The organism is Bradyrhizobium zhanjiangense, from assembly GCF_004114935.1.
GTDB lineage: Bacteria > Pseudomonadota > Alphaproteobacteria > Rhizobiales > Xanthobacteraceae > Bradyrhizobium > Bradyrhizobium zhanjiangense.
Map to the genome: position 1 here is coordinate 2,879,986 of NZ_CP022221.1, position 22,209 is coordinate 2,902,194.

Below are 22,209 nucleotides of genomic sequence, written 5' to 3' on the forward strand. Positions count from 1 at the left end.
TCATCGCGCGGCTTTGCGCCACCCGGTGGCTTCGGCTTCCGCTTCGCTGCAGAGCCAGCGTTCACCGGACTTCTTCGTCATGTCGATTTGTTCGTAACCGAGTTGCCCGGGCAAGTGGTAAATGCGCTCGCCGTTGCGGTCCACGGTGCCTTTTATCAGACACTCTGACGAGGGCGGGTCCGATAGCAGCGCGGATCCGAGCAGGAGTTCCTGAGCGTCGATCGGAACCGAGCTCGCGCCGATGATGACCGTCCCCTTGTTGCGGCGACGCCAGTCCCAGGGCGCGATGAACGCCCCCGACCACAGCCCCGCATAGGCTGTACTCGCCACCAACTCGTAGATTGCGTAGGTATGGTTAGATGGACCCGATGATAGTGCCCAGCCCGAGCGTACCATCCAGGCGTTCACGTTCTCGCCTTCGATGAAGCAACTGCCGCGCGACCTGCCGTATTCATCAACTCCTGTGGTATGACAATCCCACGTTCGTCCGTTCGAATGCTTGATAAGCTCGTCGCGAGCAGCTACGCCGCAAGCCCATTTCCGGCCGCGTGCGTCGAGGCAAATCTGGTCAGTCTCAGGAGCGTCGATGCCTGAGAGCCGAAGCTTGGTTTTCTCGAGCTCGATCGTATTGCCGTCGAGGATGCGCGGAGGGCCGCTGAGCTTCGCCGCACAGACCGGAGATGTGATGACAGCGAACAATGCGACCACCATTACGCGGTGTTTCATCCCGACAATAACCTTTCGCTCTTGATTCATGTTCACGCACGATCCGGCGCCGCCACATTCGACTGCTTAAACGCACTATGTCCGTTATTGGGCCGCATCTTTCGACGGTCGCTTTATGAAAGCTTGGCCGTCATTTCCAAGCTACGACCTGACGCTGCGTGAGGTTCAAGCGATTTCTTCCGGTGTGCGTGTCGCGGTATCCGTCGAGCATCGATCGCCGGTCTCACTCACTGGTCGCGCACTGCACCCTCTCGGCCTGAGGAGGAGATCCCCATCGCTCAGCCGCCAACTCGGTATGCGGGAGAAAGCCGAACCTCGGAACGCTGTTTCTCACGCGATTGAAGAAGAAATGCGCCTGTGAAATTTGACGGTCGAGTGGAAGTCAGGCCTGGAGGAGCTGCCTGTATGCGTTGTGCCAACCCCCATCGGCAGACAGAAGGCTGCCGACGGTTTCGGCGAGGGCGATGACATTTTAAATTCTTGTCACGAAAAGACTAAGTTCGAAAGAAATCTGGTCTCGCGCCCTGTCTGAGATTTGGACGAAAGGCGCCACGGAGTTCAGCTCAACGCTTGCTGCGCAAGTGAATCGCAAACCGCGCAAAACCCGGAGCGCTCTTTCGGAGAACCCGCCGGGATGGTCGTTGATGTCAATCGCATTGTGGCTTTTTGCACCTCTGCGCTGCACCATAATCGTTCGTGGTGCCGCGGCCCCGTTCGTAGAAGGCCCGGATTCAATCGCGGCCGCCATTTCGTAGTATGCTTCCCCGTGATCACATGTGGAGATTTGCCCAGCAAGCCGCGCAAGGACGTGCGTTTGCGCCAGGGAAATTTAAGAACAACCATGTGGAGCCATGGCTTCGTCGTATACGCACCGGCGAGGGGTAAGCCGCCCGCGTGTTCGGACGATCGCGACTGCCGTCCTGATGCCATTCGGTGCGAGGCGTCAATCCACAACATGAGTTGGCCCATCGCGGCACCCGAGCAGGTAGCTCTGGTGCGGTTCAGCCGATTCAAGCTACACATCATTCTCAACCACCTCACCCAATGGAAATGAAATGGTTGCAGCCCCCGGGAATTGCCGGTCTCTTCTTACGCGCTTGACGTGGATGGCCGAGTCAGAGCTGAATTCGCAACCAAAGACGGCGCCAGGGCGGGTGGAGCAGAACTAAAGAAGCGTTTTCCCATGCTTCAAATCCGGATCTATGATGCGCAGACGAATGCGCGCGAGGAAATCTAGCCGCCGACCTCAGTCCGGTCCTCGATGCCTCGCGCACGGCTCCGGACTCCTGGTTGGGGGCACTCAGAAAAGGACCGGTTGGTCAGGGGGTATGCCGGGGCTGCTAACACTGCCCCATTACCCTATTAACCGGTTTCGTCGCGGCACTCGATCCGGCGTGCCGCCTCGGCGTCGGAATGCTCACGCTCTTGCGGGTGCCAGTCAGTCGCGCGATGCGCGGTTCGCGCCCCGGATCGGGCTTGAGCTCGAAGCATCTGCAGGCCCGGTCCCGTGAAGATTGGCATGGAGAGCTGGTTCTCTCGCAAATGGTGTCCTCCCACTGCGTGGGGTGCGCCGAGGTCAAGCCACTTCTCGCAAGACGGCACGCGCCGCTGAGCTCGACTCCTCGCAGAAAGAGTCGGAGGTAATCGTGCTCCCCATTTTTTTGATGGCCGGCTGAAGGCCGCGGGAAAGGCTCGCGACTGTTCAACGCGTAAACACCGGAGATTTTAGAGCTGATATGTCTTGCCGTTTCTCTGAGGCATTCGGCTTTAAGGAGCTGCGGCGCGATCTTGCTCTGCGCGATCATTTGCCGAGGCCTTTCGCTCCCCTCTACTCTTCCCGTTCCTTTGGCTCCAAGTGAGAGAACCAGGAGCCAGGAGGAAAAGCCGCGATACGCTTGGCAAAGGAGGATTGCGGCTCCCAATCTTGTCCTTCGCTCTTCTCGAAAGTGATGACCCCGTTGTATGTAAAATAACGGGGCCCTGGGATATTACAGTTCACCACAAGCAAAACGCGCCACAGATCACCTTTCTCGGTCGGCTTGTCATTCTGCTTCGGCAAGTAGTCCACTCCAACTGGATCAACGATAGTGCAGCGGCCCTGCCGCAGAAGATCGCCGAGCCGGCCTTGCGTGGTCGTCACAAAGTTGAAGTTGGCCGGGTCATGCAGAAAGCCAAGATTTGCGTCCCTTTCGCCATCCTTGACTTCACTGGCGATCAACGAGAGCGCGAAGGCGCGCCAGCCCAATTCCATCGGCTTTGCGTAGGGCGAAGCAAGTTCAATCGTCCCGTCGAGTGCGACCTTCCAGGTGATAACGTACTCTTCGTCTGATTTATCATCCCGGTGCCTGGTCCAAGAAACGAAAACATGTTCATTTTGGTCAAGTTCAGCGACGCCCCACATTCGAGGGACGAACTGTGCCACCTTCGAGGCGTTGGAGATAACTTGTTCTATTGTCTCACCGTCTTGCGCTCGCCACTGTGACTTGAATCTTTGGATAAGAGGGCTGTCGTTTTCGATAGGGGGGCTGTCGTTGGCGCGAACAGTGTTGCTCGTCGCAGCCAGCCCGGCCAGGCAGATCAGGGATCGACCGAGCCAAAGCCATAGCGCGCGTCTTCCTGACGTTTTCTTCATAACCGTCGGCCTATTCGGTCTCATCCACACGTCATTCCAGAGCGGGCAACCTTCAACCTGTTATGCGCGAGCGCAAGAAGTTAGCGGCGACGCGACGGGGCGACCACTGGTTTCCCGTGCGAGCAGGCGCTCCCCTCTATGTCACGCGCCGCTAACTTCACTGCCACCGACAGCCTCAATTTGCTGTGCTGGACATGCCCAGCAGGAGGACTGGGCATGCAGAGGACGTGCATTCTTCGTGCCAGATAATAGACGGCAATTCGCACCGGTTTTGTGTCCTCTTTGTCGACTTTCCGACTGGCGCATGTCTCGATGTTTCCGTTCAACCTCTCCAGCGCGGCTTATGCATCCCCGTCACGCACCGGATGTTCGACGGCACAGCGGAACGCCTCGGTGCCAAGTTCCTGATGAGAAGTGGCAGCCCGTTTGCCGTCATTGAACCGTGTCGTTCGGTTATCGTTGCCGGAATGTGGGCTTTCGATCTCTGCCGTGGCTTCGGGCACTTTCGGCCAAGGGGCCATGGCGCGCCCTTTCGCGACGTGCGGCGCTCCGGAAGTCGAGAACAGCCTCAGTCGGGCGCGCTTTGTACTCGATGGCGAACGACGCCAAGCCGATCTTCGCCGAGCATTTGGGGTGTGGCTAGCACCGCAAATCAAACGTGCTGCCCGGGTATGTTGCTGGCTTATCCAGATGTCTTGGGCCTATTCAACACGGATCCTGTTGGTCGAGAAGGTGGCTGGATGGCGCACGTGCTCGAAAAACCGCTGGGAAGCTGGGACGGGCGACAATGCGTTCTGCCCTCGAGGCAGCAGTCCCGACCGCGCAAGCCGCATTTGTCCGTTCCACCGATCTGGCGTGCACCCCGCGGGCAGCTGCGATGCTCATTGCGATATCGCTGATTGGAGAGCGCTTCTACATCATCTCAATGATAGAGATGCACGGTCATTCGCGTAGCAGATGTCGCAGCATCAGCTTGAGACAGAATCTGGGAGGTTGACGGAAGACTTCTCTTGCCGATAATCCAGGTCGTCGAGGTTCTCCGGTTTCCATTTGATCCGGAGCTAAGAGGGAAGCCGGTGAAAATGCCGGCGCTGCCCCCGCAACTGTGAGCGGCGAGCCGCTGTCCAACGATGTCACTGAAGCCTGCGCGGCTTCGGGAAGGCCGGACAGCAGCGATGACCCGCGAGCCAGGAGACCTGCCCCGACAAAATATTCGTCCACGGGCGGGGTGTCCCGGTGGTGCGCCAAGCAGCCGTCGCACCGCGCGACTTCCCCTGCCTGCGTCCGCCATGGCCTTTGCTCCCAACATGGGGTTAACGCTATGTCTCTTCTCTCCCTTCCTGTTGCCACGCTCGGAACGCCACGCATCGGTCCAAGGCGCGAGCTCAAACTCGCTCTAGAAAGCTACTGGGCCGGAAAAAGCAGCGAACAGCAGTTGCTCGAGGACGCAGCTGGCCTGCGTGCCGCGAACTGGGCTCGTCAGAAATCTATCGGCGTCACGGTCATTCCATCGAACGATTTCTCGCTGTATGACCAGGTGCTCGACACAAGTGTCATGGTTGGCGCCATCCCGGAGATCTACGCCTCGAAAGACGAATCCGTTTCGCTCAAGACATACTTCGCCATGGCCCGCGGTTCACAATGCGACGACCAGGAAGCGAGTTGCGGTCACGGACCGCGCGGATTTGGCGCACCCGCGCAGGAGATGACCAAGTGGTTCGACACCAACTACCACTACATGGTCCCCGAGTTTCACAGGGGACAGACTTTCAGGCTATGCTCTCGCAAGCCGATCGAGGAGTATGAGGAAGCCAAGGCCCTTGGCTTTCAGACCCGCCCTGTCCTGATCGGGCCGGTCACATTCCTAAAGCTCGGCAAGAGTCCCGATCCCACGTTCCAGCCACTCTCACTGCTGGATGAACTGATACCCGCGTATATCGAGGTTCTGCAGGAATTGGCCAAACGTGGGGCAAATTGGGTTCAGTTCGACGAGCCCTGCCTGATTCTCGATCTGGAGGAGGGGGCGCGAAAATCTTTGCGACATGCCTATGACCGGCTCGCCAAGGAGGGGCCGGCCATCAAGATCATGGTTGCCAGTTATTTCGGAGACCTCGGCGACAATCTCGACACCGCCTTGAGCCTGCCAGTTGCCGGGCTGCACCTCGATCTGGTTCGAGCGCCACAGTTGTTGCACCAGATTATCGCTGGCGGCCGAAGTGATCTCGTCATGTCGCTCGGTGTCGTCGACGGTCGGAATGTATGGCGGTCGAATTTGTCGTCGCTGCGCCAGCAGCTCGAACCCGCGATTGCGAAGCTTGGCAAGGATCGTGTACAGATTGCCCCATCCTGCTCGCTGCTTCATGTGCCGGTCGATGTTGAACTCGAGACCGGTCTCGCTTCCGACGTCAAGAGCTGGCTTGCTTTCTCGGTCCAGAAGATGCGGGAGCTTGCGATCCTAGCGCGGGCACTTGCGGGCGACCAGAATGTTGCGCTAGCTCTTGCCGAGTCGGAACGTGCCGCGACTGTCCGCCGGTCTTCGCCGAAAATCCGTGATGCCAATGTCGCTGTCCGGATGACAGCGATCGACCAGACCATGCGTCGGCGCGCGAGCCCATTTGCCCGTCGTGCCGAGATCCAAAGAAATCGTTTCGGACTACCGGCTTTTCCAACCACGACGATCGGGTCGTTTCCGCAGACCACAGAGGTCCGGAATGCCCGTGCGGCGTATGCGCGAGGCGCGATAAGCGACGAGCAATACGACAGGTTCCTCAAGGAGGAGACTGCGCGCGCCGTACGTTGGCAGGAGGACATCGGTCTTGACGTCCTCGTGCATGGCGAGTTCGAGCGCAATGACATGGTGCAGTACTTCGGCGAGCAACTCGCCGGCTTCGCATTTACCAGGAACGGATGGGTGCAGTCGTACGGCTCGCGCTGCGTCAGGCCACCGATCCTGTTTGGCGATGTAGTGCGGTCGAAGCCTATCACCGTGGACTGGTGGCGCTACGCGCAATCACTAACGAAGAAGCCGATGAAGGCGATGTTGACGGGACCGGTGACGATCTTGAACTGGTCCTTTGTTCGCGATGATATTCCCAGAAGCGAGGTCTGCCGCCAGATTGCGCTCGCGATCCGAGACGAAGTCCGCGATCTCGAGAATGCTGGTGCGACCATGATCCAGATCGACGAAGCTGCACTCCGCGAAGGATTGCCGTTGCGTCGGTCGGAGTGGGCGGCTTATCTCGACTGGGCCGTCGATTCCTTTCGCATCTGTTCATCGGGCGTCGCCGATCAAACGCAAATTCATACACATATGTGCTACTCGGAGTTCAACGACATCATCGGTGCAATCGCTGCAATGGACGCGGATGTCATCTCGATCGAGACATCACGCTCGAAAATGGAACTACTCGACGCGTTCAGGAACTACGAATATCCAAATCAGATCGGGCCGGGTGTGTACGACATCCACTCTCCACGCGTTCCCGAGACGGGTGAAATGAAGGAGCTGATGGCGTTGGCTCGGACGCGGCTGCAGGATTCGCAGCTCTGGATCAATCCGGACTGCGGCCTGAAGACGCGCAAATGGGAGGAGGTTCGGCCAGCGCTAGCGAACATGGTCGCTGCCGCCCGCGAACTGCGCGCTGCATTCGACCCGCGAGGCCGTTGATCGGGGGTTGGGTCTCTTCTCGACAAAGCTGATCCGCTTGTGGTCATTTGCGCTCTCGAGAGCCGTGGGAACACAAAAAAATGCCCGGCCCCGCTTAGCGGGCCGGGCGAAAGTCTGGGAGGAGCGAAGCTGACGCATCGCGCGGGCTTCCATCGGCGGAGGAGGACAGCCGCCGGTTCGATCACGGCGAGGACATTCGCCGAAAATCTGAGCCCAGTTGAAGCACAAGCTCAGCGTAGCTCAATTATGCCGTGGTATGCGACCGTATAGCCTGAGAGTTAGAAATCTACACCAAGGTTTGTCGCCCATGAGCACGTCGGCACGATTACGACGGCAGCGAGAGGGCATGCCGGGCGGTCACCGCAGGACACCAACAGCAAACTCGATGCGCTTTCCTGCCTGGAACCCTGGGTTCGATCAGCGCGACGTAAGCCCGGCTCCAAGGAAGCGGTTCCCCCCGATAGTTGGGTTTCGGCTTGGGCGCTGAGGAGCACCCTATCGGCACCGCGGAAGTGCCCGCGAGCACCGCCATTTGTTTTTCGACAGAATGAGCATGAGGTCCACCTCCTGCTGTCAAACGGCCGCGATCAATACGGCGCGTCCGTCTCGGCGCCGTGTCACGGATTGCCGTCCTTGGCGGACGATAACGCGACCGAGCTCCGTTCGGCCTCAGCTTCTTGCTCCAATTGCAGAATATGCGCTCTTAGCGCATCGGAAGTCGCTGCCGCTGGCTCACTGAACAGCGGATCTCCATCATTGGTGAGGGCGGAAGCGATTTCGGTCCAATCCTGAGCCGAGAGAGCCTTCAGGGCGGCGGGAAAGAAATCTCGTTCTTCCCACATCATGTGGTGCCGCTCGCGTAATATAAAGTCGCATATGATATTGCCGACGTCTTGCCGAAAGAGGTCACGATCCGCGAGGACAGCGTCAATAGCTCGTGCGAAGTGGTGCAAACGGTCGACGACTTCCCGGTGTTCAAGCGCGAGATCGCCGACGATTGCAACTGCATCCGGATCGCGAGCCTTGAGCTTGGAAAAAATCAAGTCTTCCTGTGGATGATGGTACATCTCGGGGTAAACCTCGAAATAGCTGATAATGGCGCGAATGACCTCATAATCGGGGCGGATCCCGTTCTCAAAAATCTCCAATTCGCGTTGAAGAGCGACCAGAAGCAGATCAATGTTGCGATGCTCTCGAAGCAGAAGATCGATGATCATTGCGGTGTTCCTGGAGGCACATCTAGGCTGGAAGCGTTTCTGCCATTTGCAAGACTGCCCAAGCCGAATTCGGTGTCCTTCGCAGCCGCGACCGAAGAGATATGGCTATCTCCGGCCTCCAAGCCGAAGCTGTCACCGGGCAGATAAAACGCACCGTTCTGATCACGTCCGTCTTCCAGAATGTTGTAGGCTCGCACAGCACCCGAAGCCACCTGATAGAGATATTGCGCTGCCTCGTCTTCGCGGTAGATGTCGCTATTGCGAGTGAGACGCTTCGGTCTCGCAATTATGCCAAATGGTCCACGACGATGAGGTTGCCCACGCAAGACGCTGGTCGGATGGCGTCCCGTCTCGGTAAAACTGGCGGCTTGGGCGTGCACGGCGGACCTTATCTTGTGAACGTCGATGGGGACGCAGATTGGCTGCTCCTGACGAATTGGGAAATTTGGATGTTTTCCCTAGGTAGAAGTCCCTAAGTATTTACACGTAAGTCCCTTGAGGAGGGCGTCTTGCATGGGAGCGGCGCGGTCACTTGGTTGCTCAAACATGCCCAAATCGGATTAGAAAGCTGCTCGTCGGCCGCGTCCATGGAAACAGTCGGAAGGGCATCGCCGTACCCCTGAAGAGCTCCAGCCAGCCGAACGTTGTCGTCCACCGCCACTTTCGGCTCGCCGCAGGAAGTCTTGTTCGCCGACGTGGTCGAGGTGCTTGATGATCATGCGATACGTGCGCATGTGGACCGAGTTGGGGCTACCCGATCATAGGACTCGGCTCGCGTGACATATTGACCTGGCGCAGCAGCGGGCCTTGCCGCTCTCCAGCGTTGTTTGAATAGACCTGCTGTCAATCGGAGCACAAATCTGGGCCGACGCAATTGATCTGCCTCATATCGCGTCGTGATCTAAGAAACCAGCATCGCGTATGTTGCATCGGCAGCCGTCTCCGAAAACATGATCGGCTCGGCGCGTGCGAAACCCACCGTTCGTCGTCTGGACTGCGCAGCTTGAATGCATGAATAAGCCATTCACGCTATTTGCGCTGCTGCTAGAGTCCCGCGGTAATGGCGATACGCATCAACTCGGACATGCTGCGGACATTGGTCTTGGCCATCAGGTTCGCACGGTAAACCTCGACTGTCCGCGGACTGATGCCGAGATCATGGGCGATCACCTTGTTAATCTTGCCGGCTAATAGTCCCTGCAGCACGTCGCGCTCGCGCGACGAGAGGTTCGCGAGGCGGGCTTCCGCCTGCAGTTTCGCTGCGTCGGCTGGCTTTATTGGCCGCGCTTTCAAAGCACTATTGATCGCACGCAATAGCACCTCCACCTCGAACGGCTTCTCGATGAAGTCGACCGCACCCGCTTTCATCGCTTCGACTGCGAGCGATACGTCGCCATGACCAGTTATCAAAACGACGGGGCAGTCGACGCGACCGGCTTTCACTTTTCTGACCAGTTCGAGACCGCTCATACCCGGCATAAGGATGTCTGACACAATGCAGTCAACCGGACCGCTTGCGACGTCATTGAGAAACGCGGTCGCCGTCTCATAGGTTGCTACGTAGAAACCATTAACATCAAGCAGAAACGCGAGCGAGTCCCGCAGGGCGGCGTCATCGTCGATCACGAGAATGCGCCGTCCAGTCATCCGTCTTCACTAAGCCTCGCAAATCGTCCGGTGAACTGAAAGATCCTGCCGCCGCCCGGATTCGTCCGCGACGATGTCGCCACCATGTGACTCGATGATCGTCCGGCAGATTGATAGCCCCACACCCGTGCCATGCGTTTTAGTCGTGACAACGGGCTGGAACAGGCCGTCGCTGATGCAGAGCAGGGTAGCGAAGCTCGCCCAGTCCGCGGCCGCGGCGAAAGCGGCGCCAGTCCCATAGCCGTACCACATGTGGTCCGACATGTTTCTGGCAGGCCCTCTCATTGATCAACTCTACATTGTTTCCCCACGAGAGGCCACCCCGAGCCACTCCGGGCCTGAACTCACGCCAATCTATGGTGCAGGATGGCCGCCGCTATCTCGGCCAGATGCGCCAGTGCGTCGGCTGCACGGCGACGTGTTCTCCGGTCTTTGCCTTGATCCAGCCACCGAAGATCCGGCGGCAAGGAAAGACCACCCGGTGAATGGTATTACCCTCGATCACGGCAATCTCCAGATCCCGATCAAAGGGCGGCGCAGTTTCGAGCCGCTCCCAGGTCAGGTCGCCACTAGATCCTGGACGGAGTTCATCGCTGCGGGCTGACAAATTCAGGCAACCTTCTGAACACTACGGACGAGATCGCTAGGCCGCCGCGCGAACAGGTTCAACTCAGTATAACTCAGGCGGCGCGTTCTCTCGATGGTGTCGGCCGCGGCCGGCATTTTATCGGCCGTGGCGCCGTTGAACCTATCGTGCCGGGACACGATCCGCTCGCCAACCGAAATATTAGGATTGGCGCTGCGAAACAACTCCCGGGCTTCGGTCGAATCGATCTGGATCAGCTCAAGTCCGCGGCGGTTGGTATTCATCGCTGTTCTGCAGAAGTTGAACTGGACTGCCGCTCGCACGATCTGGCCGGCGCCGCGACAAATGTCGCCGTAGTCTGTCATATCGAGACATCCTCCGTTGATGAAAATCTATTTGTCCCACGGCGTCGGCGCGGGGCGTTGGGTTGTGATGACGTCAGCCGCGCCCTTGCGAGCGGAGCGGCATCCCCCAAGAGAGAACGAGAAGACGCCGGAATTCCCTTCATCATTCGGATGGGCCTAGTTGCGCTCGGCGCCTATCATCGCGCCCGTCCGCAGGTCGATGAAGTGGACGCCATCGCACGCGGCGCAGGTTATTGTGTGCAGGTCATCGGCACGCGGCTCGGGTGCGTCCGGCAGCAGTCCTTGAACTCGGTCGCCGGTATCTGGACATGAAAAGATGATGGGGCGCCAAGTCTTTCTGTCTGCCATGTGTGTGACCTTGGACTGGAAGCTCACTTCTATCAGTAGGCAGTCGCCGCAGAATTGATACAGGTCAAAAAGAGCTGATGCGCGTCCAAAACGGCCAACCTCGAGCGGCCGCTGCGAGCCCGACAGGCCCGCGCAGGCGACATGTCCCAACTCGGGCGATCCGCCAGAGTCCCGCATTGTCTGCAACACGCCAGCGTGTAGCCGGGTTGATTTGAGGCGCACCGCTCGCGATGGGCCACGACAGCATTCGTCCTCAATGCTGCGAAGCCGGCAAGCAGATAGTCAATTGATCGCTCAGCCTTGCCGGCGCTGATCCCAGATAATCTTTGGCGCTGAAGTCCGGAATCTTGGCCTTATCGAAACGTTGGCTGCGACACGCCTGATCATCGGCTTTGCTGTCGGGGCGGCAGGGCGGACCGTCAGAAGGTCGGGGCGGTTCGCCTCATTGGCCCACGATCACGTGCGCGTAGTCTCGCCGTCGATAGCCCTGGCCGCCGGCACGCCTCAGAAATGCCTCTGCCCGGTCATTGGCGCAATGACCTGGTGTTTGCGGCAATGCCTCGTGAGACTACCGAATATCGCGTGTAAGGTTCGCGGCGTGTCGAGCCTCCATATTGCCAGCGGTTGAGTATGGGATCGATAGAGATCAATAGCCGGCATCTCGGACGTGACGGGGCATGCTGCTCTCGATCCTCTCTTCGAGACATTCCCCAATTCATCGGCACCCCAATTTGTCGGTCGAGGGCTTGAGCAGACCAGAAGACGCTGTCCCCGGCTCAAACAGAGTGCGATCTGCAAAGCTAGACAGATAGAGATAGCGTGGTTTGCGGGACAACAGGAGCGCGCGGGCCGCGCTGCCAAAGTCTCGACTTTATCTCGACGGAGCAGCGGACAACCAAACCTCTGGGGGGGCTGCTTGAGGCAGATCAAATACTCTTGAGGCGCCAATGGCAGAATGGTGGATAAGCAAACCCACAAGAAGAGGGTGCCATGCCTTCATTTAACGTTCGGTTCATTAAGACCGTTTGTGACGATACCGGTCACGAACATCGTGCCTGTCAGGCAGCGTTTAAGATCGATGCCGCCTCGCTAAGTGCTGCTGCACAGCAGGCAGAGACCGATTTCTGCAAGCAAAAGAGTGTCCGCGATTGGACAGTCTTCGCCGATGTGATAGAGCTTCGAACCCCGCCTGCATTGCCGCCGGCATGGGCTGGTTAGCTTGACTTTGGCGAGAAGTCTGCGAATTGAATTGTGGGGTCAATCTGTAATCTAAGCGTGATCCCGGACAGGGTCGTGCCGACCGTCGATTCGAGAGAACAACTGGTGATGCTGTCGTCAATTCGGCGGGCACCCTGTTGTCTCACGACACCTAAGCGGACCTCGCTGGACGGTTTGCCGCCTGCCGTTCATTGGGGTCTGCAGCGCTCCGCCAAGCATCGTACCGGCAGAGCCATCCGGATCGAAGGACCTGCTCCCACAAGTCGGTCTTGTCTGATTCAATGTCATAAAACAAGTCTGCCGCCGGCAGCTATGGCTGTTTCGAAGGGTTAGGCTTGGTTAGCCAATCTGCACACATACCCTCGACGGTTTAGGCATCTCCTCAGCCGGTTACGCGCGAGCCTGTCTTGGACGTCCGAGCCGGCTTGCTTGAGCCCGCAGGACATCGATGCGATCGCACGTGAGCTCAATTTGTCCGCATCCGCCTTTCGAACCATGGCGCAAAGACCGGGCTCTCCTGAACTCTTAAGCAAGCGCCTCGCACTTGCCGGTTTTTCCGAGAATGCGCTTGCTGCCGCCATCGAGACTGCGATCTGCAACGCGTGTGCGGCCTGTGTCAGACCAAAGTCCGCTGCGTAGCCGACCTCGAGAGGCAAAACCATGCAAGTCCGCTCAAAGACTGCCCGAACGAACAGACCCTGCGCGCTCGGTCGTGAAATATCTCCGGCCGCGCTTTCGCGATTGATCGCGCTCAATCCGTTCGTCACCGAAGATCTTGACTCCTGAGCATGCCCGCATTCAAAGAAGGCCGACACAGGACAAGCCTATCGCCGCCTCGAAATCCACACATGGGTGAAGCAGTCCTTATGTCTATATTCGCTGTCTCTGCTACGTTTTCTTCTTTGCCGCAGCGATAGGACACGATCCGGCGTTTGCCTTCTGCGTACTGCTTGCTTGCTTGCGTCGCCAGCCTGGCCGCCGTCGCCGTCATCCTCAATCGCCGCTATGAACGGCCGGCGCGGCTACCGCCGGCGGAGATCAAAGGTCGGCCGAACTACAGCTCGGTAAGATCAAATTCGCCTCGGGGACGGCGATGTGGCCTCTGGATAAAGGCAATCAGTCTCAAAAGGCAAGGCGTGTTGCATCCAGACGCTCAACACAAAGGAGGGCGCTCCACCTGCTCGGGCGTATATTCGTGACAAGGGCGGCAATATTCTTAAAAACGCGGATGGTCATTATCGTGTCGATCTGACGACGCCCCGATAAGGGATCTGTTAGCGACAATAAGGGTGCGAAGCTCCTGTGTTCTCGGCGATGCGGAGCACCTGAAGGAGAAGCGGGATTGCGCCATGCATCCTCACGTGCGGGCGACATCCGGAGAAAACTCGCGTAGAGTCTTTAAGCGCGACTGTTGCTTCGATGTCACCAAATGCATGAACCCGCGATCTACGCTCGTGTCCAACGAGGGACGACATGTTTGATGTTTATTTGAACGGAAGGCGCGATCTTTTGGTTGTTCCGCGAGGCTTTGCGATCCCCGCGGGGTTGGACGGCAATTGGAAGCGAAAGAAGCGGGCGGTGCGTTCAGTGAGCGATGTCATTCACCAAGATGTCCAACAGCGCGGTTACCACCGACGTAGTTTGACCTCAAATCGGTCGGAGACGGCAGTTGAGCCCTCGTCACACGGGCAGCCCGCGCGGCTACCTCCGCTGACCCATTCTTCGAAACACTATGGGCAGAAAGCATGACCGAACTTATACGCTGGCGCGAGTTCCGATGATTGCCTCTTTTTTACGGTCGTCGCTCCGAAAAAAATGTGTTACAGGCGCTCCTCTCAGAAGGAGCATTCATCGTGAAAAAAGCAACCAAGAAACGCGTTAAGCGGCGCGAGTGGACGAAGGCAGATATCAAAGAGCTCAAAGTCCATTCGAAGGCTCGGACCCCGGTCATAAAAATAGCAAAAATGACCAAACGCAGCGAAAGTGCGCTACGCCAGAAGGCCTTAAATCTCGGAATCGGACTCGGACATCAGCGGTAATTGTGAGCAACGCTGGCTAGTGGCGCGGTAGGGCGGCTCGCGGGCCGCCCTCTTTGGCCATAGAACCTTTGTCGCACATTAGCTTTGCCGACCCGCGCTGAGAGAGTTTTTCACGCACGTGCTGGATGCCTTCAATGTCGCGGAACGTGCTCCAGCGCCTCCTCATGTTTGATCAAGTTTCTTGGAAAGGCGGTCTCGACAGCCGCTTGCGATGTATGATCGTGAATGAAGAGATAGTCTTAGCCATAGCCCTGTCTCGAAGATAACACCCCGAGACACTCGGCCCCGGAACGCATGCGATGGGGCCACAACGCCCAGTCCTAGGCGCGTTAGTTCGAGAAGCTGACCAGTCTCAGAGGAACTCCTGTAGGGGCCGAATCCAGCATCCGTTTGGTCAGCAGCTTCTTCAGCTTCGGCGAGGCAGTCTTGGCCGCGCTGGGCCGAACACATCGGCTGATCGCTTTAGCTAAATGGAAACAACTCGCGAATGGGGCATCCTCGAAGCTCATGCCAGGCTAAAGTTTGGGCGTAAGCGAACCTCGCCGAGCCTGTTGGCTAGCTCGAGCTCCGAGGCGATATGGCGCGCTCAACAGCAATTGAAAAAGCGCTCTGTTAGCTTGATAGATGGCGGCGGAGCGGTTACGTCCTGAACCCGTCATCACCTGAGCGCCCTCGGCGTTGTGAACGGACCACAACCACCTTCGACCGCGCTGCTTCAAGACATATTCGAAGGATGGGAGACTCATGTTAGCGAGCTCCATTTCTGACATTCGTGCGTTTGATCTTCTGGACGCCAGAGCGGGCCCTTTCCAGGCGAAGCCTCACTGTAGCAGCCTTGGCAATGAACTCGCTTGATCGGTCAACGCCGCTTTCATCAAAAGCGAGCTTAACCAGCGCTGCCTGTCGTGGTTCCAAAGTCGGAGATGCTTGCGCGTTTTGGCCGTCAGCGACATCTGCCCGCTCCGGGCATCGTCTGCGGAGGACTTATGCCGCAGCAAACCGTTTTTCTCTAGCAGCTTTGAGTGGGTTGTCACGAAGGAGGGGTCGACGAGCATCAATCGTGACACCAGGTTGACCGGTACACGCCTTTCTTTGCCCAAATAGTTCACAGCCATCAGGATCGTCCACCGTGGCCGAGTGATGCCCAGCACATTTAATTTGGCAAGTTCTTCGAGACACGCACGGATCGATCTGATCTCCCACATAAATGACCGGACAATCTCGACTCCGTCAGTGGAGATGCGGCCAAGCGCGCTTGCTGGATCAGGTAGATCCGGAGGCATCTTAAGTCAGGTTCGATCGTTTACAAGTCTCCTGCGCCGATTAGGGGAGGGGCAACGCTCCAAGAGCAGGAAAATCAATTACTTGGTATAGCTCGGAAGGATGGGCTGGCGAACGACAGGCTGGCCGGAGCTATGGCTCAGTGTCTTGGCGGACCAAGGGCAGCATTCACGGTTGAGTCGGCAGCGATACGCGCTGACAAGATTGCTGCACCTTGCCACGTGAGATGTCCGCGACATGGTCTGCTTCTTTGCCGCGCTCGCCGAGCTGTCCGCTCTTTTGCCGAACTTCTTTGGTGTATGTGAGCATCAGCGAGGTGCATGTCGCATTTACGTCTTCAATGCCAGCGACAGGCAACTTGTGATTGTACGTAATAACCTTCCATGTGCCGTGGGCGGTCTTCGGCGGTCTTCGGCAAACGTCCGTATAGTTCGTTCCAACCTTCCCATGTCCGCAATCAATCTTCGTGCAATTGAGCTGGCTCGTGACTTCGTTTCAACTGTCGAGTAATCGAGGACGCGATTGCGGTGTCCTTCTGTCATCCAGCCGATCGATCGAACTGAACTGTTCCTAAGTCATGAGTGGCAGACAAATTCTTGTCGTTGTAAAGCTTTGCGGCTGGCTTTGGTCGTTCAATCGAGCGAGCGCCGACAGGGTTCGCTTTTCAAGCACGAGGGTCTGAACGATGAGCGGACGTTTTGGCCCTTCGCCTGCGGTGTGCTTTCTCCTCGGTCTTCCACGATCCGGGACGACACTCCTGGCGCATTTGCTGCAGCACCATCCAGACATTGTTGCTCCGCCTGAGCCCTGGTTGATGCTGGCGCTTGAAGCATTTGGCAGGGTGGATCAGCGCCATCCGGCGGGTACCTCACTGATTGAGGCCGCGACCTCTGAATTCCTGGGTCGGATAGATCGCACGATCCCCAGCCGCGCTTTTGCCGATGCAGCATATGATCAGTATCTGGCGCAAGCCGGCAAGCGCATCATCCTAGACAAGACACCACGCTATTGGATGGCGCTTGAGTTTCTTGAATCTGTCTATCCAGAGGCGCCACATATCCTTCTGATGCGCAATCCCTATGCCGTCGCGGCTTCACTGAAATCGACGTGGGGCATCCCACTGCGGGCAGAAATCTCGCATCCGGTCAGCGTCTCCAGTCTCGCCGATCTCATGCTCCGTCTGCCCGACGGCATCATAACTTCACTCGCCGATTTGGTTCTGGGCCTTCCCAAGCTCGCCGCGCACCGCACTCGCCCGCACACACAGTTCGTGCAATACGAACTGCTCGTGGCGTATCCGGACGAGGAAATCCGGCGTCTGTTGACGGGGCTCGGCTGTGATCCAGCGGCCGTCGCATCGGCGGGGATGAGACAAGCGGATTATCTTCGATCGAGTAGCTTCGGAGACCGAAAAATCTTGGAACGAAACGCCGTCGACCAAAGCTCTGTCAAGGCATGGCAATCTCAATTGAGCGTCGAAGAGATGCAAACCGTGACCGATCTTGTAGGCGCCGAGCTTTTGCTAGAACTCGGATATGAGCAGGAACTGGTACATGCACAGCAAGCCGGAGTCCTGGATAGGGGAGGGGAGGTAACTGAACTTTATCGTCAGATATTCCGAACTTGGTGGGATTTGCGAAGTACCAAGGCGGGAGCATTGTCCGGCTTATCTGACGCCGGAGAGCCGGTCCACACGATGGCTGCCCAGTTGCAACAGACGCTGTTGGCGTCAGAAGCTGATCGAGCTGCGGGGCTGGATGGCATTCGCAACCGCGACGCGGCTATCGAGATGTTGCGAGGCGAAGTCGCGCGGCTTGAGCGGATCCTCAATCTCCACTAGGGGATCTGAATGCTTGCGAACAAAACACGCTGGCTGATTTAGCCAAGATCCTCAACCCGCACGAGGCTGATCTCCCGATCAGGTGTGACGCAGGCGCCGGCCGCACCAGCGGCGGAATGCGAGATGCTCCCGCATCTGCAAGTCTGCTGTCCAGCGGGGCTTGAGCTCATCGACGAGCCATGCGTCTTGGCCGGCCGTTTCCGCCGCGGATATTCCCCACTCGAGGCTGGAGCCATAGAACGCCGAAGAACAGAGATCCTGCATCGAAAAGAAGACATATGCTACCGAAACATCTGCGCCGTCTCGAAGCTGAATCGATTGAAATCATGCGTGATGTGGTCGCCGAGTTCAAAAAGCCGGTCATGCTTTACTCGATCGGAAAAGACTCAAGCGTAATGCTGCACATTGCAATCAAGGCGTTCTATCCGGCAAAATTGCCTTTTCCCCTGCTTCACGTTGATACGACCTGGAAGTTCCGCGAGATGATCAGCTTCCGGGACGCGACAGCCAGGCGACTCGGCCTCGACCTGATCGTCCATGTCAACAAGGAGGGCCTCGCGCGCGGGATCAATCCGATCGATTCCGGCTCCGCGCTTCATACCCAGGTGATGAAGACCGACGCGCTGAAGCAAGCGCTCGACCTGCACGGATTTGATGCCGCCTTTGGCGGAGCCCGGCGCGATGAGGAAAAGAGTCGCGCAAAAGAACGGATACTCTCCTTCCGTTCGGCCGGACACGTATGGGACCCCCGTAACCAGCGGCCGGAGCTCTGGAGCCTGTTCAACACACGGATCCGCCAGGGCGAAACCATGCGCGTGTTTGCGATGTCAAACTGGACCGAGCTCGAGGTGTGGGAATACATCATGATCGAGAAGATTCCGGTCGTTCCGCTCTACTTCGCAGAACAAAGACCGATAGTGCGTCGAAATGGTGTGATGATCATGGTCGATGACCAGCGATTGCCGCTTAATGGCGACGAGACGCCGGAGATGCGGATGATCCGCTTTCGCACGCTTGGATGTTATCCTTTGAGCGGCGCGATTGAATCCGAGGCGACGACGATCGAAGATATCGTCGCAGAAATGCAGACTACGACTGTGTCGGAGCGCCAGGGACGCCTAATTGATACCGACGACGCCGCTTCAATGGAGAAGAAGAAGCGGGAAGGCTACTTTTGATGTTTACCAATCCGACAACGGAACTGGTCCCGGCCAGGACGAAGGATCAGCTGCGATTCATCACATGTGGCTCGGTGGACGACGGCAAATCGACGCTGATCGGCCGATTACTGCACGACAGCAAGATGATCTACCACGATCAGCTCACGGCGCTGGAACGCGACAGCATCAAGCATGGTAGCACCGGCAATGACATCGACTTCGCGCTGCTCGTGGACGGGCTGGAGGCCGAACGGGAGCAGGGCATCACGATCGATGTGGCCTACCGCTTCTTCACGACGCCGCGGCGCTCCTTCATGGTGGCCGACACTCCCGGCCACGAGCAGTATACCCGCAATATGGCTACCGGCGCCTCGCATGCCCAGCTCGCCATCATCCTGATCGATGCCCGCAAAGGTGTCATGGTTCAGACCCGCCGCCACTCCTTTATCTGCTCGCTGCTCGGTATTCGTCATGTCGTGCTGGCAGTGAACAAGATCGATCTTGTCGCATATAACAAGGAGTGTTTCGATCGGATCGCCCGTGACTATCTGGCCTTTGCCGCCGGTCTCAGCTTCACCTCGATTGTTCCGATCCCGATCTCGGCCCGCTACGGCGACAACGTCGTGGACCGCTCCGCTCATGCCAACTGGTATCATGGTCCCTGCCTGCTCGAGCATTTGGAGAGCATTGACATCCAGTCCGGCACCGCAAGCCAGGCTTTCCGCTTTCCGGTCCAATGGGTAAACCGGCCAAACCCGGATTTTCGGGGCTATGCCGGGTCGGTGGCTTCCGGGAGGATATTGACAGGAGACGAGATCGTTGTCGCTGCGTCGGGACGGACCACGCGCGTCAAGCGGATCGTGACCCACGATGGCGACCTTGTCGCCGCCGAAGCCGGGGATGCGGTTACCATTACACTGGAAGACGAAATCGATATCAGTCGTGGCGACATTCTGTCGCGACCGGACGACCGACCGAAGGTGGCCGACCAGCTTGCCGCTTATGTGATCTGGATGGACAAGGAGCCGCTCGCTCCCGGACGCAATTACGTCCTGCGGATTGGATCGCAGACGATTTCCGGCAGCATTACCGCAATTAGGCATCGAATCGACGTCAACACTTGTGAGCATCTGGCCGCCGGGACGCTTTCCCTCAACGAGATCGCCTTCTGCGATGTTGTGACCGCAACGCCCGCAGTATTCGATCCTTACGACCTCAATCGAAAGACCGGATCATTTATCGTCATCGATCATTACACGAATCGTACGGTCGGGGCCGGCATGATTGCCTTTCCGCTACGGCGGGCCACCAATATTGCTAGGCAAGCGCTATCCGTGGACAGAAGGGAGCGCGCCGCGCTCAAGAATCAGAAGCCTTGCGTCATCTGGTTCACTGGCCTGTCTGGCGCGGGAAAGTCGACGATTGCCAACCTCGTTGATCAAAAGCTGTTTGCGATGTCGCGGCATACCATGCTGCTGGATGGCGACAACCTCCGGCACGGATTGAACGCGGACCTCGGCTTCTCGGAGACGGACCGCGTGGAGAATATCCGGCGTGTCGGCGAAGTTGCCAAGTTGATGGCGGACAGCGGCTTGATCGTGATCTGCTCGTTCATCTCGCCCACTAGGGCCGAACGGGACAGGGTGCGCAGCCTGGTTGATAAGGAACAGTTCATAGAAGTCTTTGTCGATACGCCGCTCGAGGAATGCGCGCGCCGAGACCCAAAAAACCTGTATTCAAAGGTGAAATCCGGCAAGATCAAGAACTTCACCGGGATCGATTCGTGCTACGAAGCACCAACAACACCGGAGGTTCATCTCAGGACCATGGAGCAGACCCTAGAGCATTCAGCGGAAGCGGTAGTGGATGTCTTGATGGCGCGCTCAATTCTTGATGGTTAGAGGTCCCTCGCGTCGCATCATCGATTCGCACAATATCCCGCAGGCCCGGCCAAGGCGATCCAGCTCAGGCGAGCCTGCGATCGGACTTTTGGCTCTAAAGGAACAAAATGGTCGCACCCACTCGTCGATTGCCCGCTTCCGGTTATGTGCTCGAAGTGGATGGTCAATTCAAAACCGAGTACGCGAGCAGAGATGGAGCATGGGCGGGAGCGGCGGCGCTCAAGAAACGCCGTCCCATGCTCCAGATCAGAATCTACGATGCGACAACAAAGGCCAGAGAGGAAGTCCGACTTCCTGTAAGTTGACTTTTCGCTTGGCGCTTCTTGCTGCGCGTGCGGCCAGCGACACGGCGAGCTCCCGTTAAAGCCGAGCCGGGCAGCGTCTCGGCCGGCTTCGATCTCTCGCAGTATGAGGGGCCTCGGTTTCCGGGGCTGGCCGCATCCGGCGAGCGGACACTTGCTTTCCAGTATATTGACCAACCCGAACTTGGCAGTCGACCACGACCCCCTCCTATCGCGGCCATGCCGGCTTTCGTCAAGCTTGCTTCCTTTTGGCCCGCCGCTCGACGGCGGACAACGCCTGCCTACACCCGCGCCCTTCGCATTGCGAGACAACGCAGCCGCGAACCTTAGCCATCCCGCGCTGCGCTACGGACCTCCGCCGCGCTTCGGGTTCTGCTCCGTTCCGCCTGCCGTCGTTGATCGCCATGAGCGCCGCCATGACGCGGCCGAAAAGGCAAGGGAGCTCATCCATGGCAAGCGACAAGCACGATCTCTTGATGATCTGCTCTGGTCAACCGTCAATCTGTTCGACCGCGCGGTAGACCGCGTCGAACGCTAGCTCGCCATCAACGAGCAGGCGCTGCAGAGGGGCCAACGCGAGCAGAACGGCTGGGAGGTGCGATCCGTCGAACCAGAGCGCCTTACCGCCGAGGTACTTGCGCTCATTGAGTGTTGGACGCGATGGAACTCCGTCTCGCCCCGAAGCGGCGTGCAGAACCGAGAGATGCTGCCAGCCTAACGATCGCGCTCCCAGAGAGACACGTGCCACTCATATGGAGTCGAGTCGACCTGGTCCTCGTAAAGCAGGACGACATGTTCTGCGTCACGGCGCCCTCGCCGAAAGGTGTCGAACTGTTCGTTGCTAAAGGGACAGCAATCGCAAGGTCGCTCAGATTACCTTCAAGCCGGGCTCGACCACAGCCTGCCAAGGGCGCTTCATTCAAGCGCAACGACACCTGACAGCGGCGGTCATGTGCGACTAGGATCTCGGCGGCATGGCGGAGAAGCTTGGTACCTCCATCTGCGGCATGGCGAGGACCGTACGTGAACGGGAAGATTAGGCCATCCATACCTGCTGCTATGTGATCGCAGGCGGAATGCCGACGGCCCTGATGTCGAACTCTCAAATTATTTCAGCTCGCTGTGAATCTCCGCACTCTGCTGCCTAGGTCGGCTTGTCGCCGAAAGATGGGAGCACGTCAGGAAAAAAATCTCGCGAGAAAATTCCCGGAGAGGGTTGAAACGCCCCTAACGTCAAGTTGTACGATCTCGAAATGGACAGCGACAGTCGTCAGCGTCCG

The 22,209-nt window shown here is 58.0% G+C and carries 15 protein-coding genes, 3 pseudogenes and 1 riboswitch; of the genes and pseudogenes, 9 read left to right on the top strand and 9 right to left on the bottom strand.

All coding sequences use genetic code 11. The features are described 5' to 3' along the window. Nucleotides 1-756 carry a thermonuclease family protein gene (locus XH85_RS13385; RefSeq protein WP_128937255.1) on the bottom strand — a complete coding sequence of 252 codons (756 nt, stop codon included), beginning with the start codon at nt 754-756 and terminating at the stop codon, nt 1-3. 1,798 nt (nt 757-2,554) lie between these two features. Then, on the bottom strand, nt 2,555-3,358 hold the full coding sequence (locus XH85_RS13390; RefSeq protein WP_245473429.1) for a nodulate formation efficiency C protein: 804 nt from the start codon (nt 3,356-3,358) through the stop codon (nt 2,555-2,557). A gap of 1,015 nt (nt 3,359-4,373) precedes the next feature. After that, a riboswitch (cobalamin riboswitch) is annotated at nt 4,374-4,576 on the top strand. A gap of 103 nt (nt 4,577-4,679) precedes the next feature. On the opposite strand from XH85_RS13390, the gene metE reads away from it, so the two are divergent. After that, the gene (gene metE / locus XH85_RS13395) at nt 4,680-7,025 is read left to right on the top strand and encodes a 5-methyltetrahydropteroyltriglutamate--homocysteine S-methyltransferase (protein WP_128932177.1); all 2,346 of its coding nucleotides are present in this window, start codon (nt 4,680-4,682) and stop codon (nt 7,023-7,025) included. A 617-nt stretch (nt 7,026-7,642) separates the two neighbouring features. Here the strand turns inward: metE and XH85_RS13400 are convergent. The 4 genes and pseudogenes from XH85_RS13400 to XH85_RS44985 all read right to left on the bottom strand — a co-directional run. Then, a complete protein-coding gene (locus XH85_RS13400) occupies nt 7,643-8,242 on the bottom strand; it encodes a hemerythrin domain-containing protein (RefSeq protein ID WP_128932178.1) in 600 nt (199 codons plus the stop codon). Beyond that, on the bottom strand, nt 8,239-8,622 hold the full coding sequence (locus tag XH85_RS46545; protein WP_420837881.1) for a cyclic nucleotide-binding domain-containing protein: 384 nt from the start codon (nt 8,620-8,622) through the stop codon (nt 8,239-8,241). The genes XH85_RS13400 and XH85_RS46545 overlap by 4 nt, the downstream gene beginning before the upstream one ends. Nucleotides 8,623-9,286: 664 nt before the next feature. Further along, the gene (fixJ, locus tag XH85_RS13410; RefSeq protein WP_128932179.1) at nt 9,287-9,889 is read right to left on the bottom strand and encodes a response regulator FixJ; all 603 of its coding nucleotides are present in this window, start codon (nt 9,887-9,889) and stop codon (nt 9,287-9,289) included. After that, nucleotides 9,886-10,066: pseudogene (locus tag XH85_RS44985) on the bottom strand (ATP-binding protein); the annotation flags it as partial. The pseudogene XH85_RS44985 and the gene fixJ, both read right to left, overlap by 4 nt. 220 nt (nt 10,067-10,286) lie before the next feature. On the opposite strand from XH85_RS44985, the gene XH85_RS44990 reads away from it, so the two are divergent. Next, nucleotides 10,287-10,493: a hypothetical protein gene (locus XH85_RS44990; protein WP_164935091.1), complete on the top strand. Its 207-nt coding sequence runs from the start codon at nt 10,287-10,289 to the stop codon at nt 10,491-10,493. Between the two features lie 5 nt (nt 10,494-10,498). Here the strand turns inward: XH85_RS44990 and XH85_RS13425 are convergent, their stop codons facing one another. Both XH85_RS13425 and XH85_RS13430 read right to left on the bottom strand, forming a co-directional pair. After that, nucleotides 10,499-10,840, bottom strand: a complete 342-nt coding sequence (locus XH85_RS13425) for a hypothetical protein (protein ID WP_128932181.1) — start codon at nt 10,838-10,840, stop codon at nt 10,499-10,501. Between the two features lie 156 nt (nt 10,841-10,996). After that, a complete protein-coding gene (locus tag XH85_RS13430) occupies nt 10,997-11,338 on the bottom strand; it encodes a hypothetical protein (RefSeq protein WP_128932182.1) in 342 nt (113 codons plus the stop codon). Between the two features lie 840 nt (nt 11,339-12,178). On the opposite strand from XH85_RS13430, the gene XH85_RS13435 reads away from it, so the two are divergent. From XH85_RS13435 to XH85_RS13450, 3 genes and pseudogenes are all read left to right on the top strand, one after another. Further along, nucleotides 12,179-12,406: a hypothetical protein gene (locus XH85_RS13435; protein WP_128932183.1), complete on the top strand. Its 228-nt coding sequence runs from the start codon at nt 12,179-12,181 to the stop codon at nt 12,404-12,406. A gap of 848 nt (nt 12,407-13,254) precedes the next feature. Beyond that, nucleotides 13,255-13,505, top strand: a pseudogene (locus XH85_RS47980) (cytochrome-c oxidase, cbb3-type subunit I); the annotation flags it as partial. Between the two features lie 754 nt (nt 13,506-14,259). Next, a complete protein-coding gene (locus XH85_RS13450) occupies nt 14,260-14,445 on the top strand; it encodes a hypothetical protein (RefSeq protein ID WP_128932184.1) in 186 nt (61 codons plus the stop codon). A gap of 821 nt (nt 14,446-15,266) precedes the next feature. Here the strand turns inward: XH85_RS13450 and XH85_RS47610 are convergent. Then, nucleotides 15,267-15,728: a MarR family transcriptional regulator gene (locus tag XH85_RS47610; protein WP_128932185.1), complete on the bottom strand. Its 462-nt coding sequence runs from the start codon at nt 15,726-15,728 to the stop codon at nt 15,267-15,269. Between the two features lie 683 nt (nt 15,729-16,411). Between XH85_RS47610 and noeE the strand changes: the two genes are divergently transcribed. The 4 genes and pseudogenes from noeE to XH85_RS48255 form a co-directional block, all read left to right on the top strand. Then, nucleotides 16,412-17,566, top strand: coding sequence for a nodulation protein NoeE (gene noeE / locus XH85_RS13460; protein ID WP_128932186.1), 1,155 nt, complete (start codon nt 16,412-16,414; stop codon nt 17,564-17,566). A gap of 179 nt (nt 17,567-17,745) precedes the next feature. Then, nucleotides 17,746-18,744: a sulfate adenylyltransferase subunit CysD gene (gene cysD, locus XH85_RS13465; protein WP_420837882.1), complete on the top strand. Its 999-nt coding sequence runs from the start codon at nt 17,746-17,748 to the stop codon at nt 18,742-18,744. Continuing rightward, complete coding sequence (gene cysN / locus XH85_RS13470; protein ID WP_128932188.1) at nt 18,744-20,627, top strand: sulfate adenylyltransferase subunit CysN; 1,884 nt, start codon at nt 18,744-18,746, stop codon at nt 20,625-20,627. The genes cysD and cysN overlap by 1 nt, the downstream gene beginning before the upstream one ends. A gap of 768 nt (nt 20,628-21,395) precedes the next feature. After that, nucleotides 21,396-21,578 (top strand): annotated as a pseudogene (locus XH85_RS48255) (hypothetical protein); the annotation flags it as partial. Nucleotides 21,579-22,209 lie beyond the last annotated feature (631 nt).